General features: G+C 61.6%; 16 protein-coding genes. 5 read left to right on the plus strand and 11 right to left on the minus strand.

Annotation, left to right across the window (positions count from 1 at the left end; all coding sequences use genetic code 11):
- From WKI89_RS11755 to WKI89_RS11765, 3 genes are all read left to right on the plus strand, one after another.
- On the plus strand, nucleotides 1-609 hold the full coding sequence (locus WKI89_RS11755) for a phage tail protein (RefSeq protein ID WP_337869855.1): 609 nt from the start codon (nucleotides 1-3) through the stop codon (nucleotides 607-609).
- A gap of 7 nt (nucleotides 610-616) precedes the next feature.
- Nucleotides 617-2,275, plus strand: a complete 1,659-nt coding sequence (locus WKI89_RS11760; protein ID WP_337869856.1) for a tail fiber domain-containing protein — start codon at nucleotides 617-619, stop codon at nucleotides 2,273-2,275.
- Nucleotides 2,276-2,423: 148 nt separating this feature from the next.
- The gene (locus WKI89_RS11765) at nucleotides 2,424-3,206 is read left to right on the plus strand and encodes a S8 family serine peptidase (protein ID WP_337869903.1); all 783 of its coding nucleotides are present in this window, start codon (nucleotides 2,424-2,426) and stop codon (nucleotides 3,204-3,206) included.
- Here the strand turns inward: WKI89_RS11765 and WKI89_RS11770 are convergent.
- The 7 genes from WKI89_RS11770 to rimO form a co-directional block, all read right to left on the minus strand.
- On the minus strand, nucleotides 3,203-4,201 hold the full coding sequence (locus WKI89_RS11770) for a ribose-phosphate pyrophosphokinase (protein WP_337869858.1): 999 nt from the start codon (nucleotides 4,199-4,201) through the stop codon (nucleotides 3,203-3,205). The genes WKI89_RS11765 and WKI89_RS11770 overlap by 4 nt on opposite strands.
- A gap of 133 nt (nucleotides 4,202-4,334) precedes the next feature.
- Entirely contained in the window at nucleotides 4,335-5,018 is a 684-nt protein-coding gene (gene mtnN / locus WKI89_RS11775) for a 5'-methylthioadenosine/S-adenosylhomocysteine nucleosidase (protein WP_337869859.1), read from the minus strand.
- A 98-nt stretch (nucleotides 5,019-5,116) separates the two neighbouring features.
- On the minus strand, nucleotides 5,117-5,596 hold the full coding sequence (locus WKI89_RS11780) for an S-ribosylhomocysteine lyase (protein ID WP_337869862.1): 480 nt from the start codon (nucleotides 5,594-5,596) through the stop codon (nucleotides 5,117-5,119).
- Between the two features lie 25 nt (nucleotides 5,597-5,621).
- Nucleotides 5,622-7,109 carry a TrkH family potassium uptake protein gene (locus WKI89_RS11785; RefSeq protein ID WP_337869864.1) on the minus strand — a complete coding sequence of 496 codons (1,488 nt, stop codon included), beginning with the start codon at nucleotides 7,107-7,109 and terminating at the stop codon, nucleotides 5,622-5,624.
- Between the two features lie 5 nt (nucleotides 7,110-7,114).
- Nucleotides 7,115-8,617, minus strand: a complete 1,503-nt coding sequence (locus tag WKI89_RS11790) for a TrkH family potassium uptake protein (RefSeq protein WP_337869866.1) — start codon at nucleotides 8,615-8,617, stop codon at nucleotides 7,115-7,117.
- Entirely contained in the window at nucleotides 8,592-9,929 is a 1,338-nt protein-coding gene (trkA, locus tag WKI89_RS11795; protein ID WP_337869868.1) for a Trk system potassium transporter TrkA, read from the minus strand. The genes WKI89_RS11790 and trkA overlap by 26 nt, the downstream gene beginning before the upstream one ends.
- 271 nt (nucleotides 9,930-10,200) lie before the next feature.
- On the minus strand, nucleotides 10,201-11,577 hold the full coding sequence (rimO, locus tag WKI89_RS11800; RefSeq protein WP_337869870.1) for a 30S ribosomal protein S12 methylthiotransferase RimO: 1,377 nt from the start codon (nucleotides 11,575-11,577) through the stop codon (nucleotides 10,201-10,203).
- Nucleotides 11,578-11,736: 159 nt separating this feature from the next.
- Between rimO and WKI89_RS11805 the strand changes: the two genes are divergently transcribed.
- Nucleotides 11,737-12,321, plus strand: a complete 585-nt coding sequence (locus WKI89_RS11805) for a DUF937 domain-containing protein (protein ID WP_337869872.1) — start codon at nucleotides 11,737-11,739, stop codon at nucleotides 12,319-12,321.
- 376 nt (nucleotides 12,322-12,697) lie between these two features.
- On the opposite strand, the gene WKI89_RS11810 is transcribed toward WKI89_RS11805, so the two are convergent.
- The 4 genes from WKI89_RS11810 to WKI89_RS11825 all read right to left on the minus strand — a co-directional run bounded on the left by WKI89_RS11810 (nucleotide 12,698) and on the right by WKI89_RS11825 (nucleotide 18,152).
- The gene (locus WKI89_RS11810) at nucleotides 12,698-13,648 is read right to left on the minus strand and encodes a RodZ domain-containing protein (protein ID WP_337869875.1); all 951 of its coding nucleotides are present in this window, start codon (nucleotides 13,646-13,648) and stop codon (nucleotides 12,698-12,700) included.
- A gap of 70 nt (nucleotides 13,649-13,718) precedes the next feature.
- Nucleotides 13,719-14,603 carry a pseudouridine-5'-phosphate glycosidase gene (locus WKI89_RS11815; protein ID WP_337869877.1) on the minus strand — a complete coding sequence of 295 codons (885 nt, stop codon included), beginning with the start codon at nucleotides 14,601-14,603 and terminating at the stop codon, nucleotides 13,719-13,721.
- A gap of 59 nt (nucleotides 14,604-14,662) precedes the next feature.
- Nucleotides 14,663-16,492, minus strand: coding sequence for a tetratricopeptide repeat protein (locus tag WKI89_RS11820; protein ID WP_337869878.1), 1,830 nt, complete (start codon nucleotides 16,490-16,492; stop codon nucleotides 14,663-14,665).
- Between the two features lie 214 nt (nucleotides 16,493-16,706).
- A complete protein-coding gene (locus tag WKI89_RS11825) occupies nucleotides 16,707-18,152 on the minus strand; it encodes an NADP-dependent isocitrate dehydrogenase (RefSeq protein WP_337869879.1) in 1,446 nt (481 codons plus the stop codon).
- A gap of 230 nt (nucleotides 18,153-18,382) precedes the next feature.
- Here WKI89_RS11825 and purE point away from each other — a divergent pair, with 230 nt between their 5' ends.
- A complete protein-coding gene (gene purE, locus WKI89_RS11830; protein ID WP_337869880.1) occupies nucleotides 18,383-18,889 on the plus strand; it encodes a 5-(carboxyamino)imidazole ribonucleotide mutase in 507 nt (168 codons plus the stop codon).
- Nucleotides 18,890-18,965 lie beyond the last annotated feature (76 nt).

The following is an 18,965-nucleotide window of genomic DNA, read 5'->3' on the forward strand; positions in this document are numbered from 1 at the left end:
ATGCCTGCCGAGATTGCTCTATACGAAATCCACCTACTGGAGAACTGGTTGCGAGATCGTTCGCCACCGTGGTTCCAAGGGCCGGAGGTAGGGCGGCAAATCGAGGGGTACGGCAGACTGCTGGATGAGCACGCGGAACTAATCGCGACCGCGATTCGTGCGCGATATGCAGAGCTCGCCCCCGAGGATGCCTTGAACCTGCTCGGAGCCGAACGCGGCTTGACCCGCTATCCAGGGGAGAGCCTCGAGGCCTGGCGCGACCGGGTGCTGGGCGCGTGGGTGTTCTGGCGCTGGAGCGGCACGGAATACGGGCTGGGGGTGGCCCTCGCTCAGCTTGGATACAGCTCGGCCATTGTGCCGGTCTGGACCTACGACCCCCTGCGCTGGAGCGAGTTTGACGTATTCATCTATCCAGCGAACCGCAGCTACGACGGCTCACCAGCTGAGCGGGGTCGCATCCTGGGCGTGATCGGACAGGTCAAGGCCGCCCACACGCGGTTGGCCCAACTCACCTACGTCTCGTTCGGCCCGCTGACCTGGGATCCGCCTGGTCTCACCTGGGATGCCCCCCAGACCTGGGGCGATACCCCCGTACAACTATTCCCGTAGGAGGACTATGCCAAAAACCCTAACCCCCATTAATGTGTTCCCCACCACCATCCCCAACTTCCCCCTGGCGGGCAACAACGAACCGGTGGCCATCGGACCTCTTGAGTCGGCCATCCAGGCGGTGCTCAACCGCACCGAAAATCTGCACCAGAGCCGTCTGGTGGTGGAAGGAGCAGGAATCAAGCGCATCCAACGCGTGGCGACCACTACCGCGCTGCAAAACCTGGCCGGCATGGCCGACCAGGACGTGGTGGCGGTGGACGGCTTTGGGCTGTACCAGCTCTTCAACCCCAGCGGCCTTCCCGCCGACGGCCTGTGGATTCTGAGCGCTACCGGCGGCGGCCGCTGGGTGCACACCAGCTATCTGATGCGCGGCATCAACAACGCCTGGGCCATGCTGGATTCAGGCGGGAGGCTGGCGCAGGACGTGCGCGACGGGAGTATCTTTACGCAGCACCTGGCCAACCTGGCAGTCACCGGCGCCAAAATCGCCAACAACACCATTTCGGGGGGCAAACTGGCGGCGGGCGCCGCCGTGGCCAACATCGGCTACAACCCAGTTAATCGTGCCGGGGATACCATGACGGGCAACCTGGTCAATACCCAGCGGCTGTTTGTGCACCGACAGCTTGGAGCTGGCGGGCCGGGGATATCGCTGGCTATCGGCGACGACGATACAGGCTTCGACTGGGCTTCCGATGGTGCCATCGACGTTCGAGCAAATGGCCAAAGTGTTTTTGGATGGAACCCCGGCGAGGTTACTTTTTATGCTGACAAACGACTCAGGTTCGACCCCGGAGCGCGTATCCAGCTGCGTGGATACTACAGTACAAGTGCAGCGGATATCGGCACTACCAGCGCATTTTTGGGCGACGCATTTAACGCGAATTACGGCTTTATCCGCTGGTACGTGTCGTCGGGCTACCCGAACAGCGTTGTGCCAGGCAGCTTTGAGTTTCCAGGCGCCGCTCTGGGCTCGAGCCACGCGAGCCATATACATGCTCAAAACGGCAGACTGTATTTCTTCACAACAGCGGGCGTAGGTAGCTCCAATCACCTATATTCCGTGGCTGCGATCGAAGCCAACGCCCAGCTACAGATTGCGGACCATAATGTGGTAACCCGCGCCCGGCTGGCCCCCGACGCGGACAATGTAGTCACTTGGCGCCTGGGCGATAGCGGTTTGCGCTGGCACTCCGTCTGGGCCGCCAACGGCACTATCCAGACCTCCGACGCTAGGCTCAAGACCGACGTGGAGGAGTCTCCGCTGGGGCTCGAGTTCCTCCGGCGGTTACGTCCAGTACGCTACCGCTGGATTGAAGGCGGCAAAGAGATTGCCCACACCCCCCCGACCGAGACTCAGATTGCCCGCACCGATGAGGAGGGCAACGAGTATACCGAGACCGTAATGGTGCAGGACGCTGCGCCAACGTACACGTCGGTTCCAGGCCGGCGGCTGCACTACGGTCTGATTGCCCAGGAGGTAAAGGCCGTCCTGGACGATCTGCAAGTAGGCGACTTTGGGGGCTGGGTGCTGGACGATGTATCCAAACCCGACTCCAACCAGAGTCTGCGCTACGACCAGTTTGTGGCCCCGATTATCCGGGCAATCCAGGAGCTGGCCGAGCGGCTGGAGAGGCTCGAGCGGCGAAAAAAAGCCTCATAAATGGCTTACTATTCACACCAATACTTCATGATATACTCATCCAATCAAACCCAAATACGGGCTTTACAGCCCAACATTAAGGTCTGCACTGGTGACATTTAGCGTGGCGTGTTGGTGACATTTAGCGTGGCGCGAGACACCCAACCCCCTGCAGGACGAGTACACCCAGGGCGGGGAGGTGGTGGGGCACGGTACTGCGGCGGCGGTGCTGGCCGCGCACGCGACCTACGGCATCGCCCCAGGGGCCGGCGTCCTGCCCATCAAAAGCTGCGACAAAGATGGGAAGTGCCGGCTCGAGGCGGTCATCCGCGGTATCTGCCACGCGGTGGCTTATGCGGAGAAGAACCCCCAGGAGCGGCTGGTGCTCAACCTGAGCCTGGGCAGCGACACCCCCAGCGAGATCGTCTACATCATCCTCAAGGATGCCCTGATGAAGCGCGGCGTGAACGGGGTTTCGGTGGTGGCCGCAGCCGGCAACGACTGGGCCATCCGCAGCAGCAAGCGCGGGGTGCTGCACCACTTCCCGGCCTCCTTTGGTGGGAACCGGGGGCTCTCCCTGCGGCGGGAGGCGGGCCGCTCCATGACCGTGCTCAAGGGGCTTTTCAGCGCGGGGGCGGTGGGGGATTACTCCGGCACCTTGCGGGTGAGCGGGTTTAGCGGCCAGGGCGATTTTGTGGATTTGGTTGCACCGGGTGAGCGGGTCTTGAGCCTGCGCCCTGCCGGCAGCCTGGGCGAGTATACCGGCACCTCGTTCGCGGCCCCTGTGGTGAGCGGGGCGGTGGCGGTAATTCGGCAGGCCACGGGCCTGGTGCCCCTCACCCCGGAGGCGCTCGAGCTCACCTTCCTGGCCAACTACACCGACCCAGATGCGCTTGGTGAATCCGAAGAGGCTAGGGGCCGGGGCTTGCTGGACATGACCCGCGGCCCCTAGATGAGCACGCTCACCGACTGGTTGGTATGCACCCGCCGGATGGCCTGGGCCAGCAGGGGTGCGGTGGGCAGGATGGTATAGCCCAGGGCCGGATTAAGCGCGATGGTATCGGTAAAAACCACCTCGCGGATGGCGGGGTGGGCCAGGTTTTCGCGGGCGCTGCCCACCAGCACGGCGTGCGAGGCCATCACAATCACCTCCGGGGCCGCTCCCGCGGCAAGCAGGGCCTCCACCCCGCGCCGGATGGTGCCGCCGGTGGAGATGATGTCGTCAATAATCAGGGGGCGCTTGCCCGCCACGTCCCCGATCACATAGCTCACCTGGGTCTCGCGGGGGCCGATACGCCTTTTGGCCAGGATGGCCAGCGGGAGGTTCAGGCGCTCAGAAAGGCGACGGGCTTGTTCGGCCCGCCCTGAGTCGGGCGAGACCACCACGGCGTTTTCGGTGAGCTGCTGGTTTTCTAGGTATTCGGCAAAAAGCCGCACCGCCGAGAGTTCGTCCACCGGCTGATAAAAGAAGCCCTGAATCTGCGGGGCGTGCAGGTCTACGGTAATCACCCGGTGGATGCCCACATGTTCCAAAAGGCCTGCCACCAACCGCGCGGTGATGGGCTCGCGGCCCTGGGTCTGTTTGTCCTGGCGGGCATAGCCAAAATAGGGAATCACCGCATTGATGCGCCCTGCACTGCTGCGGCGCACGGCGTCGGCCAGCACCAGGAGTTCCATCAGGTGGTCGTTGACCGGGGGGGCAGTGGACTGCAGCAGATACACATCGTCGCCGCGGATGCTCTCCAGCAGGCGCACCTGCACCTCACCGTCGGGAAAGCGTTCAACCGTGGCTTCACCTAGCTTGATGCCCAGGGCCTTGGCCACCGCTTCGGCCAGGGGGCGATTGGCATTGCCGCAAAAGAGTTTGACGTGTCCGCCGTTGGTATGTTCCAGATCCTGCACAACCTCTGACCCCAGCCGCTGCTCAGTTACGGATGCGCCCCCCATGCTTCCTCCTCCTCGAGTACCCGCAACACTGCCAACCCAACGAGTTCATGTTGATGTCTCAGTATAACCGTGTACGGTTCCAGGAATCAGGGTGGCCTCAAATTGGGTCTTAATCCAAAGCAAGCCGAGTCCATCAAGTGCTCAACACTTTGCCAATCAACTGGGCTAGGCGCTCGGAAGCACTTTCTAAAAAGGTTTCAAAAGCGATGGGGGCTTCGCTGCCGGCCTGGTCGGTAATGGCCCGCAGCAAGGCCATGGGCATTCCCATGCGTTTGGCCGTCCACAAAGCGGCGGCCCCCTCCATCTCGACGGCATCGGCGGCAAACACCCGGCGTACCTCCTCGGCCTCGCTGCGGTGGGCGAGAAAGCGGTCGGCGCTGGCAATGCGACCCAGGTAAATGGGCAGACCCAGAGCCAGTGCGGTGCGCAGAACCTTGGAGGTGAGCCCGGCGTCAGCGGGGATAAAGCGTTCACCGGTGGCTAGCTCGCCCGGAGCGCGACCAAAAGCCGTGATGTCCACGTCGTACTGTACAGCATCCTGGGCCAACATCAGATCGAGCGTTTTGAGGTCGGGGTTCAAAGCCCCAGCCACCCCCACCCAGAAGGCCTGCGCCGGGTTGAAGCGCACCTTGGCATAGGCTACCGCCGCTGCTGCAGCGGCTTTGCCGACCCCGGTCTCGATGAGGACCACCGGGTAGCGTCCCAGCTCCCCCTGGTGAATGGTCCAGGGGCCATCTACGGCCTCTTGCAAGCTGAGCTGTTTGCGCAGAGCCTGGGCTTCGGCTCCTTCCGCAGCGAATAGGGCGACCGTCGGCATATGGAGCTAGCCTAGCATTGGCGCGAGTGAACATCCAGCGGGGAAACGCCCGAATCACGGGTGGCGTAAACGGAAATACACCCAATGGATAAAACGTTCTACTCGGCAATCTCGAGGGTTTCCTGGATGTGCAGGCCCGTGTTCAGCACCCGCTCGGCCCAGGCCTTGGCGCTTTGAGGGTCGTGGTCGCGGTAGTTGCCGCACTCGAGCTCGCTCACCCCCGGCACCGGCTGGGCGTGGTTGACCACATCCTCCAGCGTGGCCCGGAAAGCCTCCAGCACCTTCTGGGGCCCCGGCTCGCCCAACACCACCAGGTAGAACCCGGTGCGGCAGCCCATGGGCGAGATATCCACCACCCCTTCTAGGTGGCTGCGGATATAGGTGGCCAGGAGGTGCTCGAGGGTGTGGATGGCCCCGGTGCTGAGGGCCTCCTGGTTGGGCTGGGCGAAGCGCAGGTCGTACTTCTCGATCAGGTCGCCTTTGGGGGTTGCTTTCACCCCCGCCAAACGCACGTAGGGGGCCTGGACTTTTTTGTGGTCGAGGCGAAAGGATTCGGGGATCACAAGGGGTTTAGACATACCCCTAGTTTACCGCCTCGCAGCTTCAGCCTTTGAGCTTCTTCCACAGCTCTGGGGTTAGCAGCAAGAAGACCGGGATTAGCTCGATGCGCCCGGCCCACATCTGAACAATCAGGATCAGCTTGGAGAGGGGCTCGAGGCCGGCGTAGCTGCCCATGGGCCCCACCTCGCCCAGCCCCGGCCCGATGTTGCCCACCGCCTGGGCGCTGGCGGTAAAACCCACCACAAAGTTGTTCTCGAGCAAGGAGATCAGCACTGCTCCTGCAGCCACTAAAGCCACATAGAGGGTGATGAAAGCGGCCACCGAGCGCATCACGTCTTCCCCCAGGCTTTTGTTGCCCAGTCGTAGGGTCATGACTGCCTGGGGGTGCAGCGAGCGGATCAGTTCCCGCCGCACGATCGCCCCCACCACCAGCAAGCGAATCACCTTGATGCCGCCCGCCCCCGAGCCCGCACAGCCCCCCACGAACATCGCCGCCACCAGAATGGCCTGGGCCGCCGGAACCCACAGCGCAAAGTCGGCGCTGGCGTAGCCGGTGGTGGTGATGATGGAGGTGACGTTAAAGAAGGCATGGCGGATGGCGTCGCTCCAGCTATAGTTCATGTCCTGGGTGTGGTGGGTTATTAGAAAGATGGCCAGCACCGTGCTGAAAACCAGCACGATGAGGGTATAGACCCGCAACTCCACATCCCTCAGCAGCGGGCGGGGGTCGCGGGTGAAGAAAAGCCGGTACTGCAACACGAACCCCGCACCCCCCAAGAACATAAACAGCGTTCCGAACCACTGGGCCAGCGGGCTGTAGGCCTCGAAGCTGCGCGGGTTGGGGCTAAACCCGGCGGCGGGCAGGGTGGTGAGGGCGTTGCAGAGGGCTTCAAAGGCCGGTACCCCGGCGATCCAGTAGCACAGAGCAGCCGCCAGGGTAAGGGTGGCGTACACCTTGAGAATGCTCAGCGCGGCGGTGCGCAAACGGGGGGTAAAGGGTTCTTTCTGGATGCCGGTGCTCTCGGTGATGAAAAGCTGACGGCCCGCCACGGCCAGATGGGCCAGCAACGCCACCACCAGCACCAGGATCCCCACGCCCCCGAACCACTGCATCAGGCTGCGCCAGAAAAACAGGCTGTAGCCGAACTGCTCAAAGTCGGCCAGCACCGTCGCGCCGGTGGTGGTGAAACCGGACATGGCCTCGAACACCGCATCGAGGTAGTTCATGCCGCCCGCCACCCAGAAGGGAATCGCACCCAGCAGGGGCACCAGCAGCCAGATCAGGGCGATGGAGAGCAGGGCCTCGGCGCGCCCTGGCTCGTGCCTGGGGTCGCCCAGACTACGGAACCACCAGCCCAGCGAAAGCCCCACCCCAGCGCCCAAAAGAAACCCCCAGGGCGACTCGCCCAGCGCTAGCGAGATAACCTCGAGCCCCAGCATGACCGCGCCCAGGGCCAGGTAGACCACGCCCAGAAAATAGTAGGCAAAGCGCAGATTGGTTATTAGCCAGGGTTTCGGTTTTCTTTTCATGGGAATTATGTTTGGTTTCTGGCTTGCGCCCTCAGCCTACGCCACAGTTCGGGTGTAAACAGCGAAAGAACCGCAATCAGTTCGATGCGACCCGCCCACATCTGGAAGATCATTACGCCCTTGGAGATGGGGTGCAGGTCGCCATAATGAGCCATCGGCCCCACTGAGCCCAACCCCGGCCCTACATTGCCGATGGCAGCTGCTGAAGCGGTAAAGGCCACCACGAAGTCTTCTTCCAATATCCCCATTATCAGCGCCCCCGAGGCAAACAATCCTACGTACAACGTAATGAAAGCCGAGACGGCCCTGAGCACATCTTCACCCACGTTTTTGTTGCCCACCCGCAGCGGCAGCACCGCCTGGGGGTGCAGGGCCCGTTGCAACTCCCGCCGCACCAGCGCGCCAATTACCAGCCAGCGGATGATCTTGATGCTGCCCCCCACACTCCCAGCGCTTCCCCCTATAAACATCAACATCACCAGCAGGGTTTGGGCTGGCACCACCCACATTGCGAAATCTGCCGAGGCGAAGCCAGTGCCGGTGATGATGGAGGCGGTCTGAAAGAAGGCGTGGCGAAAGGCGGGCTCGAGGTTATAGTCGTGGCGCAGATACAAGATGGATGCCATCAAAAGCCCGACCGTCAATACAATCAAGGCGTAGGCGCGAAACTCCGGGTCGCGTAGGGGCGCGGCATATTCACGGTCAAAAATGGCCCGGTATTGCAGCAAAAGATTCACTCCCGTCAGGAACATGACCCATGCCGCAATCCACTGGGTCAGGGGGCTGTAGGCTGCGAAGCTCTGCGGGTTGGGGCTGAAGCCTCCGGCGGAGACACTGGAAAAGGTGTTGGCGACAGCCTCGAATACCGGTACGCCGGTAAGCAAATAGGCGGTTAGGGTCAGCAGCGTAAGGAGCAAATACACCCGCAGGATGTTGGTAGCGGTCTGGCGTAGCTTGGGGGTGAGCTGTTGTTTTTGTACCCCTGTTACCTCGGCAAAAAACATCTGCCGTCCGGCCAGGGCCAGGTGCGGCAGCACCACGATGAACAAAAGCAAAATGCCCATTCCGCCAAACCACTGGCTCATCGAGCGCCAGAAAAAGAGCCCGTAGCTGAACTGGTCGAAGTCGGCCAGAATGGTGGCTCCGGTGGTACTGAAACCCGAGGTGGCCTCGAACAGCGCATCAAGATAGCCAAGACCCCCCGAAATCCAGAACGGGATGGCTCCCAGGATGGGAACCAGAATCCAAAGCACTGCCACGGTCAACAGGGCTTCGGCTCGGCGGGGTTCGGCCTGGGGGCTCCCCAGTTGACGTAGCACCAGTCCCAGGCCCAGTCCGATGGCTGCGCCCACGAAAAAACCCAGGGCATCTTCCCCCAAAAGCGAGTCGGCCAGCCCCAGCACCCCCATCACCCCGCCCAGGGCGAAGTAAACGGTTCCGGTCATGTAGGTGGCGACCGGGATGGGATTGGCCCGGGCGGCCTTAGCGAACCTGGGCCAGGACTTCATCGGCCACCTGCCGGTCGGTGAGCACTAGGAGTTTGTCGCCAGCCGTAACGGCCAACATGGGGGAGCGTAGATAGACCTTGGTACCGCGCTCGAGGGCCACCGCAATGGCCCCTTGGGGGAGCTGGAGCTTGTCGAAGGGGGTCTCGCGGAAGTCGGACGGAAGCTCGAATTCCAATAGCTCGACCTGGTCTTCGATCAGGGCCAGGTGGTCTACGTTGTCGGGAGCGATCCAGTCCACCACTTCGCGCACCGCAGCTGCGCGGGGGGTGAGGGGAATGTCAATGCCCACATGTTCGAAAAGGCGGCGGTTTTCCCCCCGGTTGACCCGGGTGATGACCTTGGCCACGCCCACCTGCTTGGCCAGGAGCGAGACCAATAGGTTCTTTTCGTCGTTCTCGGTCACCGCTACCATCACGTCCACATGGTCGAGGCCCTCCGACTCCAACAGCTCCAGGTCGGTGCCGTCGCCCTCGAGCACCAGCGCCCCCGGCAGGTGTTCGGCCAGCCAGGCGCAGCGGTCGGGGTTGTGGTCAATGATGGTGACCTCGAGGCGGTGTTTGAGCAGTTCCCTGGTGACCATGTACCCCACATTGCCGCCCCCTACCACCATCACCCGGCGCACCCGCTCACGGGGGGCAAAGCAGGCCTGGATGGCGTCGAAACCCTGGGGGGTGGTCATGAAGAAAATGCGGTCTTCGGGCTCGAGGGCCAGCTGGCTAAAGTTCGGGTCGGTGGCGGCGTAGAACTTTCCTTCCCGCAAGATGCCAGCCATAAAACTGCCGTTGGGCCAGTCCAGCAGGGCCAGTTCCTTGCCTGCATAGGGGCCGCCCTCCCGTACCTGGTATTCCACAAAGCGCAGCCGTCCTCCTGCCAACACCTCGGTATCCACGGCTCCCGGAACTCGGATCACTTCCACAATTTCTTTTGCTAGGGAGCGTTGGGGCCAGAACACCTGGTCAATGCGGGTGCCCAGAATCTCCACCGTGCGGGGATCGGTGAGGATGTCCACGTAGGACTGCTTGCCCACAAAACACAGGGTTTCTTTGGCCCCCAGCCCCTTGGCCAACATACAGGCGATCAAGTTGACCTCGTCCCAGTTGGTCGTAGCCAGGAAGGTGTCGCAAAGGTCTACTTTGGCCTCACGCAGGGTTTCGGGGTCGGTGACACTGCCGATCACGACCTGTACATCCAGCCCCCCCAGGCGTTCTTTGGCCTCGGGGTTGGTATCCACTACCACAAGGTCATGTTGGGTGTGTAGGGCTTTGGCAATCTGCGAGCCAATCTCGCCGCCGCCCGCAACTACGATATACATGGTAAGCTCCGCTTTGCGTTGCGCAGGGAACCGATCGTGCTCCTCAGCAGTTCCTTGGGTGTACGACGGCTCTGTCCCGAAGGAGATGAGGCTATGCCTTGGTTCACCACCTGGCTCAACCAGGGTGAAGAGTGCTCCAATGTCGGAGGCTGAGTGCATAAACAACTTTCGCTCTGCACCGCATGGACAGAGCGTTTAGGTCTTGCACTTAACCCAGTTCCCAAGCCCAGACTGACTTGTAAAGGTTCCATGGCCAAAAACCTGGTTCAGCTTACACCTGAATTGTTTCTATGACTACATTACCCATCACCGGTACATTGGGTTTCCAGGGCACCGGGCCGACCATCTCGCCATGCAGGTCGTAGGCTTCGGCTTGGATCACCTTGACCTTGATGAGGTCGCCAATTTTGACGGTTCCATCGGTCTCGGCATAGACCAGCCCATCAATGCCCGGAGCATCGTACTGGGAGCGGCCTACTACTTGGCCGGGCAGTTCGCCGTAGTCGTCCACGATGACTTCCAGAATTCGCCCGATCTTAGCGCGGTTTTTCTCGAGGCTCACCCGCTGCTGCAACTCCATAAAGCGGGCCTTGCGTTCTTCCTTAACCTCCTCAGGCACCGCCCCCGGCAGCACGTTGGCATCGGCTTCGGGCACTTCAGAGTAGGTGAAGCAGCCCACCCGGTCGAGCCGGGCCTCGGCAATGAAGTCCAGCAGCAGCTCAAAGTCTTGCTCGGTCTCGCCGGGGAAGCCTACGATGAAGCTCGAGCGAATCGCCAGGTCGGGCGCGATGGAGCGCCATTCCTGGATGGTCTTCAGATGGCTTTCAGCCCCCCCAGGGCGGCGCATGGCCCGTAGAATCTTGGGGCTGGCGTGCTGGAGCGGCACATCCAGGTAGGGCAGCAGCTTGCCCTCGGCCATCAGCGGGATAAGCTGGCGCACGTGCGGGTAGGGATACACATAATGCAGCCGCAACCAAGCGCCCAACTGCGCCAATTCGTCCACCAAGTCCACTAGGTGCGCCCGAACCATTTTGCCCGCATAATCCGACTCGCGGTGGCGGATATCCACGCCGTAGGCCGAGGTGTCCTGCGAGATCACCAGCAGTTCTTTGGTTCCGGTGCCCACCAGCCGGGTGGCTTCAAAGAGGATCTCGGCGGCGTCTCGGCTCTTTTGCAGGCCACGCAGCTTGGGGATGATGCAGAAGCTGCACTTGTGGTTGCAGCCTTCTGCAATCTTAAGGTAGGCGTAGTGGCGGGGGGTGAGTTTGACCTGCGGAGGAATGAGGGCGGTGAAGGGGTTCTTGTCGGCTGGGACAACCTGATGCACTGCCCTGAGCACCTTGTCCACCTCGCCGGGGCCGGTGACTTCCAGCACCTGTGGGTGGGCCTGCTGGATGACCTCGGGGCGGGCACCCAAGCAGCCGGTCACGATGACCTTGCCATTCTCCGACAGGGCCTCGCCGATGGCGGTAAGCGACTCCTCGACTGCAGGGGTGATAAAACCACAGGTGTTGACCACCACCACATCGGCATCCTGATAGGTGGGGGAGGTTTCGTACCCCTCGGCCCGCAACCTCGAAAGAATCTGCTCCGAATCTACCAGGGCTTTGGGACAGCCCAGACTTACAAACCCGACCTTGCCTGCCATTTGCTCTCCTGTACGCCCAGTGGCGCGACAACAGCCCTGAGTATAGCAGGAATCGGGGTGTTGGGCGCTGCGCCTACAAAGGTTCTGCACAGGCGGGTGCTAAAATTCAGGAGGTTTCTAGCAGACTGCATTTGGGGTTAATGGAAACCGGAGGTAATCATGGCAGGACTTATGGATTTGCTGGGCGCAGCCCTCAACGAAAACACCGTCAAGCAGATTGCCGGCCAGTTGGGGGCTTCGGATACCCAGGTGCAGAGTGCCATCGGGATGGCCCTACCTGCGCTTTTGCAGGGCTTGCAGCGCAACGCCGCCGACCCACAGGGAGCCGAATCGTTGGCGAATGCTTTGCAGCGCGATCACGATGGTGGAATATTGGACGATCTGATGGGGTTTTTGGGCAATGCCCAGCAAGGGCCAGGGGCGGGCATCCTGCGGCATGTGTTGGGAGACCAGCGTACTGTGGTACAGCAAGGTATCGGGCAAGCTACCGGCATCAACCCCAACCAGATTGGGGGTTTGTTGGAAATGCTGGCCCCGATGGTGATGGGAGCTTTGGGCAAGACCACCCGCCAACAGGGTACTGGGGTGGGGGGGTTGTTTGATCTCTTGGGGCAAGCCACCGGCCAGATGCAACAGCAACAGCCCCAGGCTTTCAACCTGGTCAACATGCTGCTCGATCAGAATCGCGACGGCAATGTGGTGGACGATGTGGTGCGGATGCTGGGCAACTTTCTCAAGCGGTAGGTAAGGCTGTTGGGCAGAAGCTAAAAAAAATCCTGTAATACTGGATTCAAAAAGATAGTCATCAAAAAAACCTTGAGAGGCTATCCTTTTGAATCCTACAGTTGCTGAGCGTTCGATCGAGCTCACGCCGAGGTCTTGTCGAAGCAGAGCACACCCCTCGCTGCGCTCGGCGAAACCAGCGTATCCCTTCCAAGGGGCGGTATCGCCCTCCGCTACGCGGATAACTTCCAAGGGGCGGTATCGCCCTCCGCTACGCGGATAAAATTGATCGGGGTAGTTCGTCACTGTTCGGGACGAACTAACCGAATCTGGTATAAAACATTAGCAACCCCTACTTATCTTGAGTCAACCACGCGCAAAGTGCGCGATGGATGAATCATTGTCCGTAGCGCAGCGCCACCACCTGCCCAACACTGCCCATGCGGCCTCGGTCTTGCCCGTTTACGATAACCCGCACCGCCCCGGCATTGCCAGCACGCACCACGACCGGTAGGGGGTAGCTGAGCTGGGTTCCGCTGGACACGGTGCCCTCGTAGAGTTGGCGGCCCGTACGTGCGTCGGTGACACGAATCCAACTGGTTCCCTCGAGCCTTAGCACAAGACCAGCGGTAGGTGTGGGGGTGGTGGGATTGGTGGGGGGCGTGGTTCCAGGGGCGGGTGGTTGAGGGAAGCTAGGTGCAGGTGCGGGGGGAACGGGCGTTAGGGCAAAGCTGAGGTTGCGGTCGCTTTGCAGGGTGAGTACCTGTTCGTATTTTTGATAACCGGATGCCTCGATGCGGAGGGTACGTTCTCCGGCTTCGACCCTGGCCTCCAGGGGGGCTTGGCCCAATAAGAAACCGTCCAGGTAGACCCGGGCTCCGGGGGGCTGGGTGGCGATGCGCAGGCTGATCTGCTGAGGAGGTGGGGGCGTCACCGGCGTCGGCGTGGTCTGTACCGGAGTTGGTGTGGAGGGGGGGTTCAGTGCCCGCAGTCCGAGCCAGCCCAAGACCCCCAACAACAAGACCAGCGGAATAAGCCACAGCCACCCTATGCTCGAGGGGGAGGAGGTCTGGGGGCTGGGGGTGGTTGGGGTAGAACCGACAGGCCCTACAGGCTCGGGGGTGCCGATGGGGTAGAGGGCCAGGAGCGGGGCCGGGTCGAGACCCAGCAGTTGGGCATAGCGCTTGAGGTAGCCTCGAGCCAGCGCGGGTTCGGGAAGTTCGTCGAAGCGGCAGTCCTCCAGAGCCTCCAGAATGACCCGCCGCACCTTGAGAACCTCGGCCACCTGGGCTATTTCCAGCCCCTTGGCCTCACGGGATTCTTTCAGCCGCTTCCCCAGCTCACACATTACGCCTTATTCTATGCCACAGATTCAGCCTGCGTATATGTAGAACCGAGGGATTGTGAATCGCAGCAAGCTATGGCTTGACTAGGGCCAGGGCAATCTGCGCAGCCAGACGAGCGTTTTCTTCCAGCAGGCGCAGATTGACCTCATCGGTCTGGCCCCCGCTCAAGTCGGAGATTCGCCGCAGCAGGAAGGGGGTCAGAGCCTTGCCGCCCACCCCGGCCCGCGCGGCTTCCTGGGTGGCCTGTTCGACCCAGCGCTGCACCTGGTCAAAGGCCAGCCCTTGGGAAATGGGGTTGAGTACCAGCGAGGCGCCGGGCAGTCCCAGGTCTCTGGCGGCCCGGAAGGCCCGGGCGGCTTCCTGGGCCGATTCGACGCGGGCCGGCAAGAGGTAGGGGCTGGCCGGGCTGTGAAAGGCGGGCAGGTGGTTGGTTTTATAGCCCAACAGGGCCACCCCCAGCGACTCCAGCCGCTCCAGGGTGGCCGCGAGGTCGAGGATGCTTTTGGGGCCCGCCGATACCACCACGATGGGGGTGCGGGAGAGCTCGAGTAAATCCGCCGATTCGTCGTAGGGGTGGGGGTGCACGCCGCCAATGCCGCCGGTGGCGAACACCTCGATGCCGGCCTTGTGGGCCAGGAAGGTGGTGGAGGCCACGGTGGTGCCGGCGCTTCGGCCTTGGGCCAGCAGGGCCCCCAGGTTCCACAGGCTGGCCTTGTCGGCGGTGTCGTCGGCGGCAACGGCCTCGAGCTCATCTGGAGTAAGCCCTACCACCACTTCGCCCCTCAGGATGGCAATGGTGGCGGGTACGGCCCCCGCCTGGCGCACGGTATCCTCGAGCTTGCGGGCAAGCTCCAGGTTCAGGGGGCGGGGCAGGCCGTGGGTGATAACGGTGGACTCGAGGGCCACCACCGCTTGGCGGGTTTGTAGAGCCTCTTTTACTTCGGGGTGCAGACGCATAAACCGATTCTGCTTGCATCGGCGGCAAAAGGCAATGGGAGAGACCCCCGAGCCCAAAGCTAGCTTTGTGGGAATACCCGGTTCCGCCCCGCCCGCTTGGCGCTGTATAACTGCTCGTCGGCGGCGGCCAGGAGCTTTTCGTGGTTGGGGAGGGTGGGGTCGCAGCTTACCCCGATGCTCACCGTGACCCGGAGATGGGGGTGAATGGCGCTCCAGTCGTGGCTTTCCACACGCTGGCGTATGCGCTCACAGGCGATCAGGGCGCCAACCAGGTCGGTCTGCGGGAAGACTAGGGCAAACTCTTCGCCCCCGTAGCGGGAGGCGAAGTCTACCCCACGGCAACTGGACTCGAGAATCTGCCCTACCAGCCGCAGCACATCGTCGCCAACTTGATGGGAGAAAGCGTCGTTGATCTGCTTGAAGTGGTCAATGTCTACCAGGGCCACGCTGAGGGGGAATTTGTAACGTTTGGAGGAAGCAAACTCGCGCTCGAGGTTTTCTTCCAGGTAGCGGCGGTTGTAGAGCCGGGTGAGGGGGTCTTGGCGGGCCAGCCGCTCGAGCTCGCGCGACTGCTGGCGGAGCTTGTCCAGCAACCGCGACTTTTCGGCGTTGGCCTCCTTGAGGCTTTCTATGGCCAGAGCCAGCTCGCGGTTGGCGCGGGCCAGCTCGGTGTTGCGTAAACGCTCGATTTCGGCTTCCTGACGGGCTTTTTCTACCTGGAACCCGGCCAGCAGGGCCGCCGTTCTTTGGGCTTGCTGCTCCTTGTGCAGCTTGTGCTCAATTTCGATGGCCTGTTTGAGGTGGTGCAAGGCGAGGGCGGGTTTGTGGGTCTGCTCGTAGACCCTAGAGAGTGCTTGGTGGAACTCGAGCAAAGGCTTTTGTGGCCCCAGTTCTTCGGCCAGTTTGAGCCCTTGTTGCAGGGTGAGGGTGGCGGCGTCTGGCTGTTCCAGGCGGGCCAGTACCGAGCCAATCTGCAGCAATACACTCAGTTCCCCCAAGCGGTTTCCGAACTCATGGTAGAGCGCGTTTGCAGTTTGGAACAGCTCCAGGGCTTGTTCTAGGTTGCCCAGCGCAGCATGGGAGAGGCCCAGGTTTTCCAGGCAGGTGGCCCGCACCTGGGGGCTACCCAGCCGCTCGGCAAGCTCGAGGGCCCTCTGGTGGTACTCCAGGGCTTCCTGGGTGCGCCCCAGCCGCTGATACACCACCCCCAGGTTGGAGAGGGTGTTGGCTTCGCCGTGGAGGTCGCCCAGGGCCTGTTTGATGCCCAGGCTTTCGCGGTAGAGCTGCACCGCGCCGGGATGGTCGCCCATCTCGAGGTAGACCAGCCCCAGGTTGTTGAGGGTGCCCGACTCGCTCAGGCGGTCTCCTGCCTCGCGTTTGAGGGCCAGACTGCGCAGGAAGTATTTGGTGGCCTCCTGGTAGTTGCCCAGGGTGTACTGGATGATGCCAACCCCATTGAGGGCGTTGGATTCCAGCAAACGGTGTTCGTATTTGCGGCTTTGTTCCAGCACCTCCAGGAAATACTCGAGGGCCTTGGGAAAATTCCCTTGAAAGTAGTAGAAGTTGCCCAGCGCGTTGAGGGTATCTATCTCGCCCTTAATCTCGCCCTCTTTGCGTAAGATGACCAGGGCTTCTTCTAAGCATCCCTGGGCCGCCGGCAGGTTGCCTTGGCGAAAGTGGTAGTCGCCCAGGTTTTTGAGGGCCAGGCCGCGCCCTGCCGGATAGGCGGGGTTTTGCGACAGGATGAGCATCTCTTCGACGGCCTCTTTGGCCCGGCGCAGGTCGCTCGTTCGGAGGAACTGGTAAAGCTGATCCAGCAGCCCCAGTTTCTCCACAGGGGTCTGGGTCTGGTTGAGTTGGGCCTCGAGGGTCTGGAGGGTCTGGTTCATGGGCAAAATAAGGTTTACCGGATTCTAAAAAGGCAGCCTCTCAGAGCGTGTTCGATGACGGTTTGGCTGAATCCGGTATGCGTGGCCTTGCGACAAAGAATATATTGCAATTCCGCCACCGACGCTATAGGTCTTGCGGAACGAGACATCTAGTACCACCAATGCCGTTGAGCGGCTGCGTAGGAATGGTTCTTGAGACGCCCAACCACCCGCTCTACTGCCCCTGCCCCAGCGAGTACCCCGGCTTTCCGTCAAAGTTGTAGAGATGTTCGGTCTTGATGAAGTCCATGCCCGCAGCGGCAACTTTGCCTAGCAACTCCACAACGTCGTGGTGGTTGGGGGTGCTGTTGTGGGCCATGAAACGCCCGCGCCAGTGGTCGGTGCGGAAGGTTTCGGGGAAGCCCCCCGGCCATACCTTTACGCCCCGGTTGGTGATGAGGGTCAGTTTGAGCTTCTCGGTAGAGAGGGGCTCGAGAAGCCTGGCCAGCTCCTCGGGCTTGGTGCCGCGCCAGTTGAAGAACACGTCAATCCCAACCAATTCTTTTTTAGCCGGCTTGGGGTTGCGAACCATCAGCGGTACCATGGGCTCTTTGCTGGCCTCGCCAAACTTGGCCGGGCGCAGGCGCTCAGGCTGCTGGCCCAGCCGCTCGATCACGGCCTGGGCAAACTCGGCGGTGCCCACCTTTTTCTCGCTGACCCGCTCGTCGTAGATATCGGCGGTGTGGATACCGTCTTCCAGGGTTTTGAGCCAGGCATTTTTGATGCGGGCGGCGGCCTCGGGCTGCCCGATGTGCACCAGCATCAGGATAGCCCCCTGCAACAGGCCGGAGGGGTTGGCGATGCCCTTGCCGGCGATATCGGGTGCGCTCCCATGCACCGCCTCGAACATGGCGCAGTCGTCGCCCACATTGGCGGAGCCGGCCAGCCCCACCGAGCCGGCCACCTCGGCGGCGATGTCCGATAGGATGTCGCCGTACAGGTTGGGCGCCAGAATTACGTCGAAGCGCTCGGGCATCTCGGCCAGGCGGGCTGCGCCAATGTCCACAATCATGTGCTCCTTTTGCAGCTCGGGGTACTCCTGTCCAATCTCGTCGAAGACCCGGTGGAATAGCCCATCGGTGAGCTTCATGATGTTGTCCTTGGTAATGCAGGTGACCTTCTTGCGCCCATTGCGCCGGGCAAACTCGTAGGCATACCGTACGATGCGCTCGGTGCCGGGGCGGGAGATGAGCTTCAAGCACTGCACCACCTCGTCGGTCTGCTGGTGTTCGATGCCGGCGTAGAGGTCTTCCTCGTTTTCTCGCACAATCACTAGGTCGATGGATTTGTGCTTGGTGGTAACGAAAGGCTCGTAGCTTTGTACGGGTCGTACGTTGGCGTAAAGCCCCAGGGTTTTGCGTACCGTCACATTCAGGCTCTTGTAGCCCCCGCCCTGAGGGGTGGTGATGGGGGCTTTGAGAAACACTTTGGTGCGCCGCAGGCTTTCCCAGGCGCTATCCTCGATACCGCTGGTATGTCCGCGCCGGTAGACGCTCTCGCCAATCTCGATGATCTCCGGGGCGAGCTGGGCCCCGCCCACCTCGAGGATTTGCAGCACTGCCTGCATGATCTCAGGGCCGATACCATCGCCATAGGCAACCGTGATGGGGGTTTTGCTCATCTTTTCTCCTTGCGCTCATATGCGCCTAAAACCAATCTAGGTCAACTGACTCCAAGAAAAATCGGGTTGTGTTATGGTCAAATTCTGCTAGACTGCTGTTTATCCTGGGAATTAGCAGCTCAAAAGAGTCTTTGGTCTAGAATCTATGGCCAGGGGGCTGTTGCTGTTTTCTGTCGCCCGTTTTATGGCCTCTGCGACCCAGTGGCTGAAGCACAGTAAACTGCTCATCAATGAACCTTCCTTCCTATCCACTGGTTGGCATCATCATGGGTTCTAAGTCGGACTGGGAAACCCTGCAGCATGCCGCGCAAACCCTGGAGCAGCTTCAGGTGCCCTACGAGGTGCGGGTGGTCTCGGCACACCGTACCCCAGACCTGCTATTCGAATATGCCGAGCAGGCTGAAGCCAGGGGCCTCGAGGTCATCATCGCTGGGGCCGGGGGTGCGGCGCACCTGCCCGGCATGACCGCGGCCAAAACCAGCCTGCCGGTGCTGGGGGTGCCGGTGGAGTCCAGGAGCCTCAAGGGGTTGGACTCCCTGCTGTCCATCGTGCAGATGCCCGCCGGAGTGCCGGTGGGTACCCTGGCAATTGGTCGTGCTGGAGCTGTTAATGCTGCACTGCTGGCAGTAAGCATGTTGGGTAATAAGTATCCTCAGTGTAAGCGGGCTTTAAAGCAGTACCGTGAAATGCAAACCGATTCGGTTCTGCGACAACCGGATCCCCGCCAGGGGGGATAAGTTGCGCCAGGGGTAGATTGGCAAAACCAGCGGAATCGGCAAGGCGTATCTGACGCAATTCTCCACTCATCTTTGG

The sequence above is a fragment of the Meiothermus sp. genome, from assembly GCF_037443965.1.
GTDB lineage: Bacteria > Deinococcota > Deinococci > Deinococcales > Thermaceae > Meiothermus.